The organism is Actinomycetota bacterium, assembly GCA_005888325.1.
In the GTDB taxonomy this organism is placed as follows: Bacteria; Actinomycetota; Acidimicrobiia; order Acidimicrobiales; family AC-14; genus AC-14.
The window spans coordinates 1-13,403 of sequence record VAWU01000018.1 but is presented as its reverse complement, the minus strand read 5'-3'; the positions used below and the strand labels follow the sequence as shown (position 1 = coordinate 13,403).

The 13,403-nt window shown below is 70.3% G+C and carries 8 protein-coding genes and 2 pseudogenes; 2 read left to right on the top strand and 8 right to left on the bottom strand.

Annotation, left to right across the window (positions count from 1 at the left end; genetic code table 11):
• Positions 1 to 103 precede the first annotated feature (103 nt).
• The 5 genes and pseudogenes from E6G06_04695 to E6G06_04675 all read right to left on the bottom strand — a co-directional run bounded on the left by E6G06_04695 (position 104) and on the right by E6G06_04675 (position 9,206).
• Positions 104 to 1,858: a B12-binding domain-containing radical SAM protein gene (locus E6G06_04695; protein TML92696.1), complete on the bottom strand. Its 1,755-nt coding sequence runs from the start codon at positions 1,856 to 1,858 to the stop codon at positions 104 to 106.
• 81 nt (positions 1,859 to 1,939) lie between these two features.
• Entirely contained in the window at positions 1,940 to 3,415 is a 1,476-nt protein-coding gene (locus tag E6G06_04690) for a glycosyltransferase (protein ID TML92695.1), read from the bottom strand.
• 31 nt (positions 3,416 to 3,446) lie between these two features.
• The gene (locus E6G06_04685; protein ID TML92694.1) at positions 3,447 to 4,607 is read right to left on the bottom strand and encodes an acyltransferase; all 1,161 of its coding nucleotides are present in this window, start codon (positions 4,605 to 4,607) and stop codon (positions 3,447 to 3,449) included.
• 23 nt (positions 4,608 to 4,630) lie between these two features.
• Complete coding sequence (locus E6G06_04680) at positions 4,631 to 6,385, bottom strand: methyltransferase domain-containing protein (protein ID TML92693.1); 1,755 nt, start codon at positions 6,383 to 6,385, stop codon at positions 4,631 to 4,633.
• A gap of 670 nt (positions 6,386 to 7,055) precedes the next feature.
• Positions 7,056 to 9,206, bottom strand: a pseudogene (locus tag E6G06_04675) (glycosyltransferase family 39 protein).
• Between the two features lie 515 nt (positions 9,207 to 9,721).
• Here E6G06_04675 and E6G06_04670 point away from each other — a divergent pair.
• A complete protein-coding gene (locus tag E6G06_04670) occupies positions 9,722 to 10,387 on the top strand; it encodes a hypothetical protein (GenBank protein ID TML92692.1) in 666 nt (221 codons plus the stop codon).
• A gap of 37 nt (positions 10,388 to 10,424) precedes the next feature.
• On the opposite strand, the gene E6G06_04665 is transcribed toward E6G06_04670, so the two are convergent.
• The 3 genes and pseudogenes from E6G06_04665 to E6G06_04655 form a co-directional block, all read right to left on the bottom strand.
• Entirely contained in the window at positions 10,425 to 11,123 is a 699-nt protein-coding gene (locus E6G06_04665) for a DUF480 domain-containing protein (GenBank protein ID TML92691.1), read from the bottom strand.
• Positions 11,124 to 11,178: 55 nt separating this feature from the next.
• A complete protein-coding gene (locus tag E6G06_04660) occupies positions 11,179 to 11,700 on the bottom strand; it encodes a GNAT family N-acetyltransferase (protein ID TML92690.1) in 522 nt (173 codons plus the stop codon).
• Between the two features lie 29 nt (positions 11,701 to 11,729).
• Positions 11,730 to 12,937: pseudogene (locus tag E6G06_04655) on the bottom strand (NAD(P)/FAD-dependent oxidoreductase).
• Positions 12,938 to 13,128: 191 nt separating this feature from the next.
• Between E6G06_04655 and E6G06_04650 the strand changes: the two are divergent.
• Positions 13,129 to 13,403, top strand: a 275-nt coding sequence (locus E6G06_04650) for a VOC family protein (GenBank protein ID TML92689.1), incomplete at its 3' end; no start/stop codon positions are given.

Here is a 13,403-nt window from a genome sequence, read left to right as displayed (position 1 = left end):
GAGAGTCGCAGGGACCGCGGCGCGTCTCCATAGGGCGGACGACTCATTGGGCAGACGACCCGTTGCGCCTCGCGTCGTCGCGAATGGGATGGAGAGCTGGGTGCTAGGCCGAGCGAACCGGGATCCTACGGCGCGTCGCGTGCGTGGCCTTGAGCTCCTTGATCACGTTCGTGTCGCGGAGCTCGCGTGTGTCGGCCGGGGCTCGGACGTGCACGCCGTCACGCTCGTTCTTCTCGCGGATCTCCCGGAAGATGCCGTCCCATGACTCGAACATGCGCTTCTCTTCGGCCCGGGTCATCCAGCCCCGTCGCACCTTCGCCTTGGCCGTCTCGAGGCCGCTCACCATGCCGTTGCGGAAGGCGGTCTGGAGCTTCGAGGCGTCACCGCTCTTGCCGCGCAGCGCCGCCACCGCCTGGCGCACGGTGGTGGTGAGCCCGTCGGACTCCACGCGCGCCCGTCGCTGGCTGTAGAAGCGACGGAACAAGCGGAACTTCCACATCGTGAGCTGGATGTTGCTCAGCTCCTCGCAATACGTGGACGTCGACCACAGCGACGTCGAGGCGAGGATGTGCCGGAAGTACGTCTCGTCGATCTTGATCTTGCCGCTGTCGTAGAGGCTGTTGAAGATCTGCGTGCCGGGCAGCGCCATGTAAAACGCGATCGCGATGTCGGTGATGCCGATCTCGGCGAGCTTGTCGAGGAACGGCAGGTTCTCGCGAAGCTGCGCCTCGGTGTCGTGCGGGAACCCGACGACGATGAACACCGACACGTTGAGCTCGGAGACGACTGCCGCCCGGATGCTCTCGAACAGACGGTCCTCATTCATCCGCTTCTTGACCAGCTCCCGCGTCTCCGCGGAGCCCGACTCCGGCGCGTAGGCCATGTTGATCATGCCCGTACGTCGCAGCAGCTCGGCGACCTCCTCGTCGATCGCCTCGGACCGTGTGCCCGACGGCAGCTGCCACGTGATGTCGAGGTTGCGATCGAGCAGCTCGTTGCAGAAGTCGATGATCCATTGCCGCCGCACGATCGCGGTGAGGTCCTGGAACGGGAAGTTCCGGGCGCCGAGGTGCTCGTAGTAGTACTGGATCTCGTCCGCGACCTTGGCCGGGTCGCGCGGGATCCACCGTGGCGTCCACATGTTGGGCGAGGAGCAGTACGTGCACTGGTAGGGGCAGCCGCGGGTCGCCAGGATCGGCACCGACTTGGTGGACGTGAACATTCCGCCCATCCACCGCCGCTCGTTGTAGGTGTCGAGGTCGACGTGGTGCCACGCGGGCCAGGCGATGTCGTCGACCGCGAGGGTGCGGGCGCGTCGGGGGTTGACGACGACCTCGTCGCCTGAGCGGAAGGCGATGCCGTCGACCTCGTCGAGGGAGGTCTTGCCGTCGAGCGCGCGGACCAGCTCGACGACGGTCTCCTCACCCTCGCCGAGCACCAGGAAGTCGGCGCCCGACGTGCGCAGGCAGAACTCGGGCATCGACGTGATGTGCTCGCCGCCCAGCACGATCCGGGCATGGGGATGACGGGCCTTGATGACGTCGATCAGCCGCACCGCCGACGGCCACTCGTGGGTGAAGATCACCGAGATCCCGATCAGCTTCGCGTCGGCCGGGACCCGCTGGGCGATCTCCTCGTACGGCAGCCCGAGCAGGTAGCCCTTGAAGTAGCGGCGGAACGTCTCGGGAGCCTCGGCGACCGCGTCGATGAACATCACCTGCTCGCCGGCGGACTCCAGCGCGCCGGCGATGAAGGCGAGCCCCAGGGGCGGCGTGATCGACGTCGTCGCGAACCGGAACGTCTCGACCGTTGGCGCTCGGATCAGGCAGACAGGTGAGCGGTCACTCTGTGACGCCATTGGCAAATCCTTCCGGAACAGCACGGGCGAGGCTCGCGCCACCCGGATCGGGCATTTTCGGACCCCCCGGGCGCGACTCGACTATACGTCAAGTGGTCGTTCCCCAATAGGGGCCCGCTCGCCGGTGGGGGCGAGCTCGTAGAGGAACTGGTAGGCGAACAGCGTGGGCCGCAGCGCCACGCCGAGGCTGCCCACCCGCTGCAGGAAGGCTCCGGTCCTGCCCATCGGCGCTCCTGCCCGCCGGCTTCCCCGCCGCAGCACCTCGACGGGCAGGCCGAGCGCTTCACGCCGGCGGACCCGGAACCCCTGCGCGGCCGTCAGGTGCTCGAAGCTGCGCCGCGTGTAGAAGCGCACGCTCCGGTTGTCGAGGATGCCTCGACGGTCGTAGTCGAAGGCGCCGAGGGCCACCCGGCTTCGCGGGTACCAGTGTCCGAAGTTCGCTACGCAGGCCACGACGGTGCCGCCCGGCCCGAGGACGCCGTGGGACTGCGCGAGCAGCAGCTCGGGCCGGCGCGCCCGTGTGAGGGCGTCGGCCAGCAGCACGACGTCGTAGCCGCCGCCCGCTTCGCCGGGGATGCCCTCGTCGAGGTCGGCCCGGATGAAGCGATGGACCCGCTCGCGCACCTGGCCCAGCTCCTCGCCCTCCACGCCGGTCACCTCGTGCCCGAGCTTCTCGATGCGCGCGCTCAGGGAGCCGTCGAAGCATCCCAGGTGGAGCACGCGGGCAGGGCTGCGGCTGCGCAGCCACGTCACGATGCGCCCGTCCGACGTGTCCTCGCCCTGCTTCAGCTCGTGGTCGTTGCTCGCGAACGCCGCCTCACCCGTGCCGAACCCCATCTTGTGGAGTCGGTAGCGGGCGACCTCGGCCGCGGTGTCGCGCGCGTACGTCAGCCCGTTCACATAGGAGATCTCGCCTCCGTAGAAGGTGGGGATCGGGATCTCGAGGATGCGCTTCCCCGACTCGTGCAGCTGGATGATGATCTCGCTGTCGAAGTCGAAGCCGTTGCTGTTCGACTCGAACGGGATGTCACGGAGCGCCGCCACCCGGTAGGCGCGGTAGCCCGAGTGCCATTCGCTCAGCTCCAGGCCGACCATCGCGTTGTGGAAGGCGGTGAGCACCTTGTTGCCGACGAACTTGTAGAGCGGCATCCCGCCGGCCCGCGCCCCGCCGGGCACGAGCATGCGCGATCCGAACACCGCGTCGCACTCGCCGCGCTCGAGTGGCGCGACCATCGCCGGGAGCTGCTCCGGGGCGTACTGGCCGTCACCGTGGAGGAGCACGACGATGTCGAGCCCGTGCTCGATCGCCCACCGGTAGCCGGCCTTCTGGTTGCCGCCGTACCCGAGGTTCTCGGGGTGGCGCATCACCGTCAGCGGAAACCCCGGGTCGAGCGTCTGGTAGCCGAGCCCCACGAGGTACGTGGCGTCGCTGCTGTTGTCGTCGTAGACGAGCACGTCGCTGATGCGAGGCCTGAAGTCGGGCGGGATGCGGTCGAGCACCTTGGCGAGCGTCGACGCCGCGTTGTAGGCGACGACCAGGATCCCGATCTTCTTCATGGCCGCGCAGCAGGGTAGGCGGGTCGGGGGCTCAACGGCTCATCGCTTCGTCCGTGGAGTGCCCGGCGCGCCGGCCGATTCGGTCCTTCACCCGCAGCGCGGGCCGTTCGACCAGACGGAACGAGGCGACGGAGACGGCGGCCGTGACCCCCCACCCGAGCGCGAGCCGCAGGGCGGTCGACGAGTCCGCGACGTGTGCGTCGACGACCCGGAAGACCAGGAAGTGCCAGAGGTAGAGCGAGTACGACAGACGGCCGACGTACACCATCGGCCGCGACGCGAGGAGAGGGTGCAGCGCCCACGGCCCCGCGAGCTCGACGGTGATGAGTGCCCCCGCGAGGAGCGCGACCAGGGTGTAGCCGCCGAGATAGAGGCTGCTCGAGTCTCCGTGCACGGCGCACGCCACCCCGATGAACAGGAGGAGTGCCGCGGCCCCCGCCGCGCCGCGTGCCCGCGGGAGGATGCGCCCGATCAACATGTCGGGCCGCACGAGCGCGAGCGCGGCACCAATGAGCAGGGCATCGGCACGGGCATCGGTACGGATGTAGATCACGAGCCAGACCTCGCCGCTCTGGTAGAGCGCGGCGCGCCAGATCGCGGCAACCAGCGCGAGGGCGACGCACAGCCAGGCCAGCCGGCGCCGGGTCAGGCCCAGCGCCAGCGTCCCGAGCAGCACGAGCGGCCAGACCGCGTAGAACTGCTCCTCGATCGCGAGCGACCACAGGTGAGAGAGGTTGGGCGAGAGGTTTCCGAAGTGGTAGAGCAGGGCCCAGTTGGTGGTGTAGGTGAACACGACCGCGAACGATTCGACCGCGCTGCCGACGCCGTTCCGCTCGAACAAGGCCACGACCAGGTTGCCGACGAGCAGCGCGGCAACTGCGGGGAGCAGACGCAACGCCCGCCGGGCGTAGAACGAGAGCAGCGGGTGCGCCTCCTTACGTTGCCTGCGCTCGAGGAGGAGTGTGGTGATGAGGAACCCGCTGAGGACGAAGAAGAGATCGACGCCAAGGAACCCCCCGCTGAACCAGTCGCCGTGCCGCGGCAGGAGGATGGCGACCGTGTGATGGAGCAGCACGAGCCCGACGGCGATGGCGCGGAGCCCGTCGAGGCCGGGGCGATGGCCGAGGGGAGGAGGGGTCTGCGGCGGCGGCAGGCTCGCCTCGGGCGCCGCTGCCACCATGTCGCGAGCCACGCGCAGAGGATACGGCGGTGGCGTCAGGCGCGAACGGCCGTGAGCGGTTCCACGACGGGGCGCGTCGCGTCCGCATCGCGAAGCTCGACCGAGGGGCCGATCGTCGGGCGCAGCTCGTAGACGAACTGATAGGCGAAGAGCGTGGGCCGCACCGCGAGCGTCATCGCGTCGATGCGTTGGAGCGCGTCGACGGCCGTCCGGGGCGAGGCATGGTCGTCCCGGTCGCGGCCGCGGTCGACGATCTCGAGCGGCATGCCCACCGGCGCCCGCCGGTGCACGGTGAGGCCCTGCTCGGCCACGATGCGCTCGAAGCTGCGCCGGGTGAAGAAGCGCATGTGGCCGCGGTCGAGGATGCCGCGCCGGTCGTAGTCGAACCGGCCCATGGTCACGCGCATCCGCGGGTACCAGTGCGCGAAGTTCGGGACGCTCGCGACGACCGACCCTCCGGACCGGAGGCAGCGCTGGGCCTCGGCGAGGAGGCGCTCGGGGTGGCGCACGTGCTCGAGCACGTCGGCGGCCACGACGACGTCATAGTCGCCACCGACTTCGGCGGGGATGCCGCGGCTGAGGTCGGCGGCGACGAACCTGTCGACCCGCGCCCGCACCCCGTCGTGCTCGACGAGGTCGACGCCGGTGACGTGGTGGCCGATCTCCCGCAGCTGCTCGCTCAGGACACCGTGCGAGCAGCCCAGGTCGAGGACGCGGCTGGGGGGACGATCGCGGAGCCAGGCGAGTATGCGCCCGTGGGAGCTGCGGGGGTCGACCTTGAGCTCGTAGGCCTCGCTCGCGAACGCCAGCTCGCCCGAGCCCAACCCCATGCGGTGGAGCCGGTACCGCGTCGTGTCGACGAGGACATCCCTGGCGTACGCCAGCCCGTCGACGTGACAGATCTCGTCGCCGTAATAGGTGGGGACGGGGATCTCGCGGATCCGCTTCGAAGCCTCGTGGAGCTGCACGATGATCTCGCTGTCGAAGTCGAACCCGTCGGAGTTGCGCTCGAACGGGATGTCGCGCAGGGCGGCGACGCTGTAGGCGCGGTAGCCGGAATGCCATTCGCTGAGGTCGGTGCCGACCATCGCGTTCTGAACCGTCGTGAGGATCCGGTTCCCGACGTACTTGTACAGGGGCATGCCGCCGCGCCGCGCCGCGCCACGGTCGATCATGCGCGACCCGAAGACCGCGTCGCACTCGTCGCGCTCCAGCGGCGCGACCATCTCCGGGAGGAGCTCAGGCGCGTACTGACCGTCGCCGTGCACGAGCACGACGATGTCGAGGTCGTGCTCGATCGCCCAGCGGTAGCCGGCCTTCTGGTTGCCGCCATACCCGAGGTTGCGGTCGTGGCGGATGACCGTCAGCGGGAGGTCGGGCACGAGCTGCCGGTAGCCGAGACCCACGAGGTAGGTCGCGTCGTCGCTGTGGTCGTCGCACACCAGCACGTCGGATACACGGGTCCGGAACTCCGGCGGGATGCGGTTCAACACCTCGGCGAGGGTCGACGAGGCGTTGTACGCGACGATCAGGATCCCGATTCGCTTTGGCTGCACCCGACCCCCTTCCACGCTCCGGCCCCGTTGTGCACAGGGTAACGCCGCCGGGGACGGCTCATCTCGGGGGCACGGCGAGCGGAGCGGCTGCGAACGACGCGTGCCCGTCTCCGCGGTCGAGCCGGTAGAGACGCACGCCGTTGACCGTCGCGACCAGCTGGTAGTCCCGTGCGATCGTTCGCCACAAGGGGGTTGTCGAGAGCGGGTAGTACTGCGAGCCGCGGATCTTCGCATGCGTGACGTCCGCGACCAGGTCCGGCGGTCGCGTCGACAGGTCCCGGGCCAACATCGTCCATGCCCCGGGGATGCCGTCGGAGGGCCGGCCGCTCCCGTTGGGCCGCTCGCCGGAGTTCCCGGTCAGGAAGCCGGTGTGGATGAAGCGGGTGGCCGGCTCGCGGTCGGCGGCCCAGTAGAGCTCGGGTAGCTGGCCCCAGACGAAGAGGGTGTCGTCGGCGTTGGTGATCGCCTTCACCCGCTGGGCCACGGCCGGGAAGCGCTGAATGCCCTCGTCACCCGTGGGCACGAACCCGGCAACGGTGACACCGAGGGCGGGCACGACGATCGCGGCGAAGGCCACCTGCCGGGCCCGGTACGCGAGAGCGATGACGGCGGGCGCCGCGATCAGACTGAGCGGCGCGAGGAGCTCGAGGTAGTAGTGCCCGAAGAAACGCAGCCCGGCCACCACGCCGACGGCCGCGCTGGCGACCCACAGCCAGAGCTCGGGCGCCGCCAACCGGCCCCGCCACGCCCGCACGCTCAGCACGACGATGCCGATCTCGAGCCCGACGAGCGCTCCGGTCATCCCCAGCCCGCGCAGGAGGTTCGACGAGAGTGACCCGCCGACGCTGAGATAGCCGCCGTTGCCCGTGACGGTCCACAGCAGGAACTGGGACGGGCCGAAGGCGAGCGCGGTGAGCGTGACGAGCGCGCACGCGGCGACACCGGCCCGGGCGACGGCTCGCCACCCTCCTGACATGTAGAGGACGTAGGCGATGGGCACCAACGCGGTCGCCGCGGTCTGCTTGCAAAGGAATCCGAGCGCCAGGCACAGCCCGGCTGAAACAGGGTGGCCCCGCGTCGCGGCGATCACCGCAGCCGTCACGGGCAGGATCATGAACAGCTCGAAGCTCGCCGCCTGCGAGTCGGCCGGGAAGACGATCACGTACGCGAGCAGGAACAACGCACCACAGCACAACCCGACTCGATCGCTGTTGTAGCGCCGGCGCGCCTCGGCCGCGAGGAGCACGGCCGTAGCACCGAGCACGAGAGCGCCCAAGGCGCGGACGGGCCGCAGGTCGTGGTTTCCGGTCAGCGCGAAGACACCTGCGTACAGATACGGGACGGCGGGCGGCTTTCGGTCCGCGGTCTCGTGGTAGAGGGTCCCGCCGTGGTTGATGACCATCGCCATCGTGGCGATGCTCGCCTCGTCGGAGTTGAACAGTCGTAGCACGAGGCCCGGTAGGTGCAGCGCCAGGGCCAGCGCCATCAGCGTTATGACGAGTCGCGCCGGCAGCCCGCGACGGGGGGCGGCCCGCGTGGATGAAAGCGTGCTCGTGCTCATGGATGCGCCGCCAAGGCGCGCGACCGGCGCTGCCTGAGCCGTTCGATGCTCGGCTCGTTGCCCGGCCCGAGGAGGAAGAACGCGGGCCACGCGATGGCCATGACCGCTCCCGCGACCGCCAGCCCCGAGTCGTTGACCGCAGAGCCGAGCAGACCGGCCACCAGCAACGCCCACGCCGCCGCCCTCAACGCGGGACGGGCCGCCAACCGGGGGTGATCGACCGCCAGCGCGATCAAGCCGACGACGATCAACAACCCGATCGGGTTGGTGATGTTGCCTGCGGCAGCCTCGACCTTCCGCAGGATCAGCCCCGCCGGGTCGCCCCCGAGGGCGCGCGCCAGGTGAGTCTGGCCGCTCGGTGCCCGCCAGGAGTCGACGGCGACGAGCAGCAGCACACCCCCGAAGGTGGCGGCGAGCGTCGCGAGGACGTTGCGCCGTGCCGGTCGACCGGTTCGGTAGCCGAACACGAGGACGCCGAACGCCGGCATCGCGGTGAGCAGGCCGCCGACGTCGGCGCCGAACCAGGGCCCGGCGCTCAGGGTGAGACCCACCGCCAGGGCGGCGACCACCCAGGGCACGGCCCGGCGCCCCCATTGATCGAGCGCCAGGGCGCACACGACGATGAGCCCGGCCGCGAGGAACCCAAACCCGACGTTGCCGACGCCGAAGAAACGACCTCCTCCGGTCGACGAGTTGCCGAAGGGCGCATCGACCTCGAGTCGACCGCCAAAACCTGCGTCGATTGCCACGACCGCGGCCACCGTAGCCGTGAGCGCGCCGATTCCGAGTCGCACGTCGCGTCGACCGACCCACGCCGCCATGACGGCCATCAGCGCGGCGAGACCACCCCCGACTGCGACCGCGCCGGTGAGACCCCGCTCCCACCAGGGGAAGAGCATCATGAGGAAGCTGGCCGATGGGATGGCCAGCAGAAAGAACGCCACGACCGCGCGAGCACGTGACACGCAGATCATGAGCGCGGCTCCGAGGCCGCTCAGCACGGCGAAGAGGTAGATCAGGTCGGTGCGAACCCGGTCGCCGGTGACGGCTCGTCGGTCGGCGCGGATCAATGCGCCCACCGATCCGCCCGTGTCCGCGTCGACCGAGGCACCGATCACCGACCGCGGGCGCGGGCCGTGCGCGGCCGTGAGGAAGGTCGGCGCGACGTCGGAGAGCGTGACGAGCCCGCGGCGATGGGTCGACGGCGATCGAACGCTGCGGTTGCCCAACTCGCACCGCGGAGACGCAGCGAAGACGCCGAGGTGCGCGTTGGCAGCAGGAGACGACACGCTCACGACAACGACGCAGCGCTTCGTGGCGGCGCGCAGGACCGTCGGGAGCTCGGGTCTTCCGACCTCGACGACGAGCGCGACCGCTCCGGTCGCGACCTCTTGCTCGAGCGCCGGCACCGTGTGAGACGCGGCCCGATGCACGACCCCTCGGCGGTTGGCGACCGCGGCCGCGGCCCGGGGATCGTCGGCCACGAGCAACCATGGCCGGCCGGCGCGGTCGAGCGCGTCGCCGAGGGCCCCGAGCCGGCCCGTCCGGTGGAGCGTCGCATCGTGGCGCTGGAGCGCGCGCCAGTCGCGCAGTCGGATACCCCGCCCGGCACGTGCGATGGCCCCGACCCCCGACGCAGGCGCGGCCGACGGCGCGCCCTTGCCGATCGTGAGATATGCGTCGGCCACCGTTGCGTCACGTCGCGCGGAAGCCAACGTGAGGTTCGCCTTCGCATAGCCGCCCATGCCCGCGGGGGCGTTCACCCATGCGAGGTCGGGCACGAGAACGAGCACTGCGGGCGGAGGACGACCCGTCGCAGGGAGCGAGCCGAGCCCGGCGATCACGGAGACGACGAAGGCAAGTAGGGGCACGAGCTCTCTCGGCTATTCCAGGTCTCCGGTGCGGTGCATCGCGACCTCGCTCGGGCCGGGGGTCGCCAGAATGGCACCGCCGCGTGGCTTTGGCGACCCGCACGGCTCGGGGCGGAGATGGGCCTACGCTCCCGCGGTGTGGACTCGTTGGTCGAGGAGATCGACGCCGGCGACACCGTCTGGCGCTTCGACAGGGCATTCCTCACCTCCAACTGGAGGTGCATCTGGGGTCGCGGCTGTCAGGGCATCCTCCCCGAGCCGGCCGAGCACCTGGGCCACGGGTGCTGCTCGATCGGCGCCGACCTCGGCGACGAGGACGAGGCCCGCATGATCAGCGCGCTCGCCGCCACTCTGCCACCCGCTCGTTTCGAGCATCACGCCGAGGCGGCCCGCGACGGCATCTTCAGCGATGCCTCGCGCCTCCACACCCTAGTGGTCGACGGCGCGTGCATCTTCCTCAATCGACCCGGCTTCGCCGGCGGTCCCGGCTGCGCGTTGCACCTGGCCGCGATCGACGCGGACGAGTCGCCCGTCCACTGGAAGCCGTCGGTCTGCTGGCAGCTGCCCATCAAGGTCGACTGGGAGCCGGGGGCCGACGGTACCGAGGTGGCCACGGTGAGGCGGTGGGCGCGCCGCGACTGGGGTGAGGACGGCGACACGATGGCATGGTGCTGCACCGAGGGCACATCCGCCTACGTGGGCGACCGGCCGGTGCTCGACTCCCTGGGCGACGAGCTCGAGGCTGTCGTCGGCACCGCGGTCTACGTGGAGCTGCGCCGCCGCCTCGCGACGGATCGCTCGTGATGCGCCACCCTTCTCCCGCGCGCCCGTCGGGTGAGCGCTACCGCTCTTGGGAGGGCTCGCCGTCGAGGTCGGGGAGCGCGACCAGGTCGCCCAGCGCCTCGACCAGAGCCGCGAGACGCGTCTCCAGGACGCCGACGCGATCCTCGAGCTCCTCCACCCGCCCCCCGCCTCGAACCGACGGGGTGACCCGCACCCGCGCGCTCGCCGCCGCCCGCTCCGCAGCTCCCGTCTCGAGCAGCTGGATCCACCGGTCCTCCTTCTGACCCGGGAGCCGGTCGACCCGGGCCGCCAGCGGAGGGTCGCGGCGCGTCAGGGCGTCGAGGACGGACTCGATGTCGCGGAGCGAGTCGAACGCATGCAGCCGTTCGGTTCGAGCCTTGAGCTCCGCCACCGTCTGCGCGCCGCGCAACAGCAGCACGCACAGCAGCGCCCGCTCGGGGGGCCCCAGGCGCAGGACCTCGTCGGCCACCTGGCGGTACTTCGTGGCCCGTTCTCCCGATCCCGGGTGGACGACCCGCGTCAGACCCTTGGCCTTCAGGGCGAGCAACGTCGTCTCCACCAGGTTCGGCTCGTAGCTCACGACGGGCTCGCGGCTCGACGTCTGATTGCAGGCCGCGATCACGGCCTTGAGCGTCAAGGGGTAGGCATCGGGCGTCGCGAGCTGCTTCTCCAGCAACGCGCCGAGCACGCGGGCTTCGACGGCGGTCAACTCGATGGCGCCGGATGCGTCCGACATGGCGCCAGGGTGCCACACCGCCCCTCTGGCACCGGTGCCGGTCGTCCGCGGGCGGCTACTCGCGCTCGTCGACGAGCTCGTCGGCCAGAAGGTCCATGAGCAGGCTGTCGTGCCAGGTGCCGTCGACCCCGCGCTCGTGGCGTCGCATGATGCCGACCGGTCGGAAGCCCACCTTCGTGTAGGCGCGGATGGCGGCCGCGTTGTCGGCGGCGGGATCGATCACGAGCCGGTGGTGGCCGTGATCGACGAAGAGGTGCCGCGCGAGTGTCCGGACCGCGTCGGTACCGACGCCGCGGCCGTGCACCGCGGGGTCGACGTAGATGTCGATGCTCGCGTGCCGGTAGTCGGGCTCCTCCTCGGCCTGCCATTGGATCCAGCCGACGACACGGTCATCGAGCTCGATCACATACGAGGTGCTCCCGGGTTCGGCAAAGTCCTCCTCAACGGCCGCGACCATGTCGTCTCCGCCGCGCCAGTGCTCGTAGACCTGCGGCGTCCGGCGGATCTTCACCAGGTCGGGGATGTCGGCCCTCGTGGCCGACCTCAGTCGGACGACCGACCCCTGCAGCGCGGTCATCGTCGGGGAACGACGATCGGGCCCTCGACTCAACCGGCCGCGGCGAAGATGCGTTCGACGTTCTCCTCGGAGAAGAACTCGGCCGGCGACGTCACTCCGGCGTTCACCCGCGCGAACCCGTCCATCGCCTCCTGGTTGCCGTGCATTGCCGCCAGCAACTGCTGCATCTCGGGCGGTGGCGGCTCGAGCGTCGCGAGCTGGCAGGTGAACTCGAAGATCGGCAGGACGTGCTCGTCACGCGTGGACTGGTACGCGCCCATCGCCACGTCGAAGTCGCGAGCGCCGGAGAACGCCTCGTCGAGCGCCGTCGCGCACAGCTCGGCGTCGCGGAAGGCGTCGCTGATCCCCTGGGCAGTGATGAAGTCCTTGTTGTAGCCGGCGTCGCCGACCAGCGCCCAGCCGGGCCCGAAGGGCCTCCTGAAGTAGTTGGGCACGGCCGTGCCGAGGAGCCGGGTCTCGCGCTTGGCGCCGCGGATTCGGTCGGCGAACTCCGGCGCCAGATCGAACATCCGGAGATAGTTGCCTTCGATGTCCCTCTTGTTCGCATCGAACTCCGCGAACGGCCAACCTGCGACGACGAGCGTAGGTCGTCGTGGGTGGGCGCCACCCCCCAACCGCGGTCGGGACGGATGAAGACCTCGAAGCGGCCGTCCATGGGCAAGCCGCTCCAGTAGCTGTAATAGCCGCACAGGATCTGCGGCTTCTCGTTGTACTGCTCGGGACGAACCGTTCGGGCGACGAGCGAGCTGCGGCCGTCTGCTCCGATGACCACGTTGGCCTGCTCGGTGACGGTCTTGCCGCCCTTGGCGTGGCCGCGGACACCGGTGACGCGCCCTTCCTCGACGACGACGTCCTCGACGGTGAAACCCTCGCGGACCTCCGCCCCTGCCTCGGACGCGCCGTCGACGAGCAACTTGTCGAGCACGGTGCGTCGAGGACAGTACGAGATAGGGGAGTCGGCTGTCCCCGGGCCTCCGGAGATCGAGAACGGGCCGAAGTCGAACGCGTACGTGTCGATCGGCGGACAACCGGTTGCCGTGAGCCGCTCGAGCAGTCCCCACTCGCGAAGCGCCGCCACTCCGGGCGGGTGGACGATGTGGGTCGACATCGTGTCGCTCGGGAACGTCGCCCGGTCGACGACGAGCACGTTGTACCCCTTGCGCGCGAGAAGCATCGCGGTGGGAGACCCGGCGCAGCGCGCTCCGACCACGATTGCGTCGTACTGGTTCTCGGCCATGGTGCCCTCCTCGTCAGTTGGGGACACCACAGCATGGCCTGTCGCGTGCGCCTGCGGGCTCCGCGCTGACCCCGCCCCGCCGGCACGAGTCGGCGGCCGCTCGCTCCCCGTGCGGCCAGTTGGTTGGCGACTTCGGGCCGCGGGTCGCCACCGATAGTGTGCGTCCGTCTGTCGAGTCGAGAGGAGCAGCCATGCCCGAGCGAGCGCACTACGCACCGGGGACGCCGTCGTGGGTCGACATCGGTACCGACGTGGAAGACGCGAAGCGGTTCTACGGTCGGCTGTTCGGCTGGGGCGCACGCGACGCGGGACCCGCCGAGGAGACCGGAGGGTACGGCTTCTTCGTGAAGGGCGAGAAGTTGGTCGCCGGCTACGGGCCCCAGCAGAGCCCCGGTCCCCCGGTTTGGACGACGTATGTGTCGGTCGCCGACGCAGACGACATCGCCAAGAGGGTCGACGGGGCGGG

What these genes read in the sequence shown, in the direction of transcription:
- E6G06_04695 (TML92696.1), bottom strand. Translation starts at nt 1,858, where the DNA reads ATGGCGTCACAGAGTGACCGCTCACCTGTCTGCCTGATCCGAGCGCCA.
- E6G06_04660 (TML92690.1), bottom strand. Translation starts at nt 11,700, where the DNA reads ATGACCGCGCTGCAGGGGTCGGTCGTCCGACTGAGGTCGGCCACGAGG.
- E6G06_04690 (TML92695.1), bottom strand. Translation starts at nt 3,415, where the DNA reads ATGAAGAAGATCGGGATCCTGGTCGTCGCCTACAACGCGGCGTCGACG.
- E6G06_04665 (TML92691.1), bottom strand. Translation starts at nt 11,123, where the DNA reads ATGTCGGACGCATCCGGCGCCATCGAGTTGACCGCCGTCGAAGCCCGC.
- E6G06_04680 (TML92693.1), bottom strand. Translation starts at nt 6,385, where the DNA reads ATGCGAAGATCCGCGGCTCGCAGTACTACCCGCTCTCGACAACCCCCT.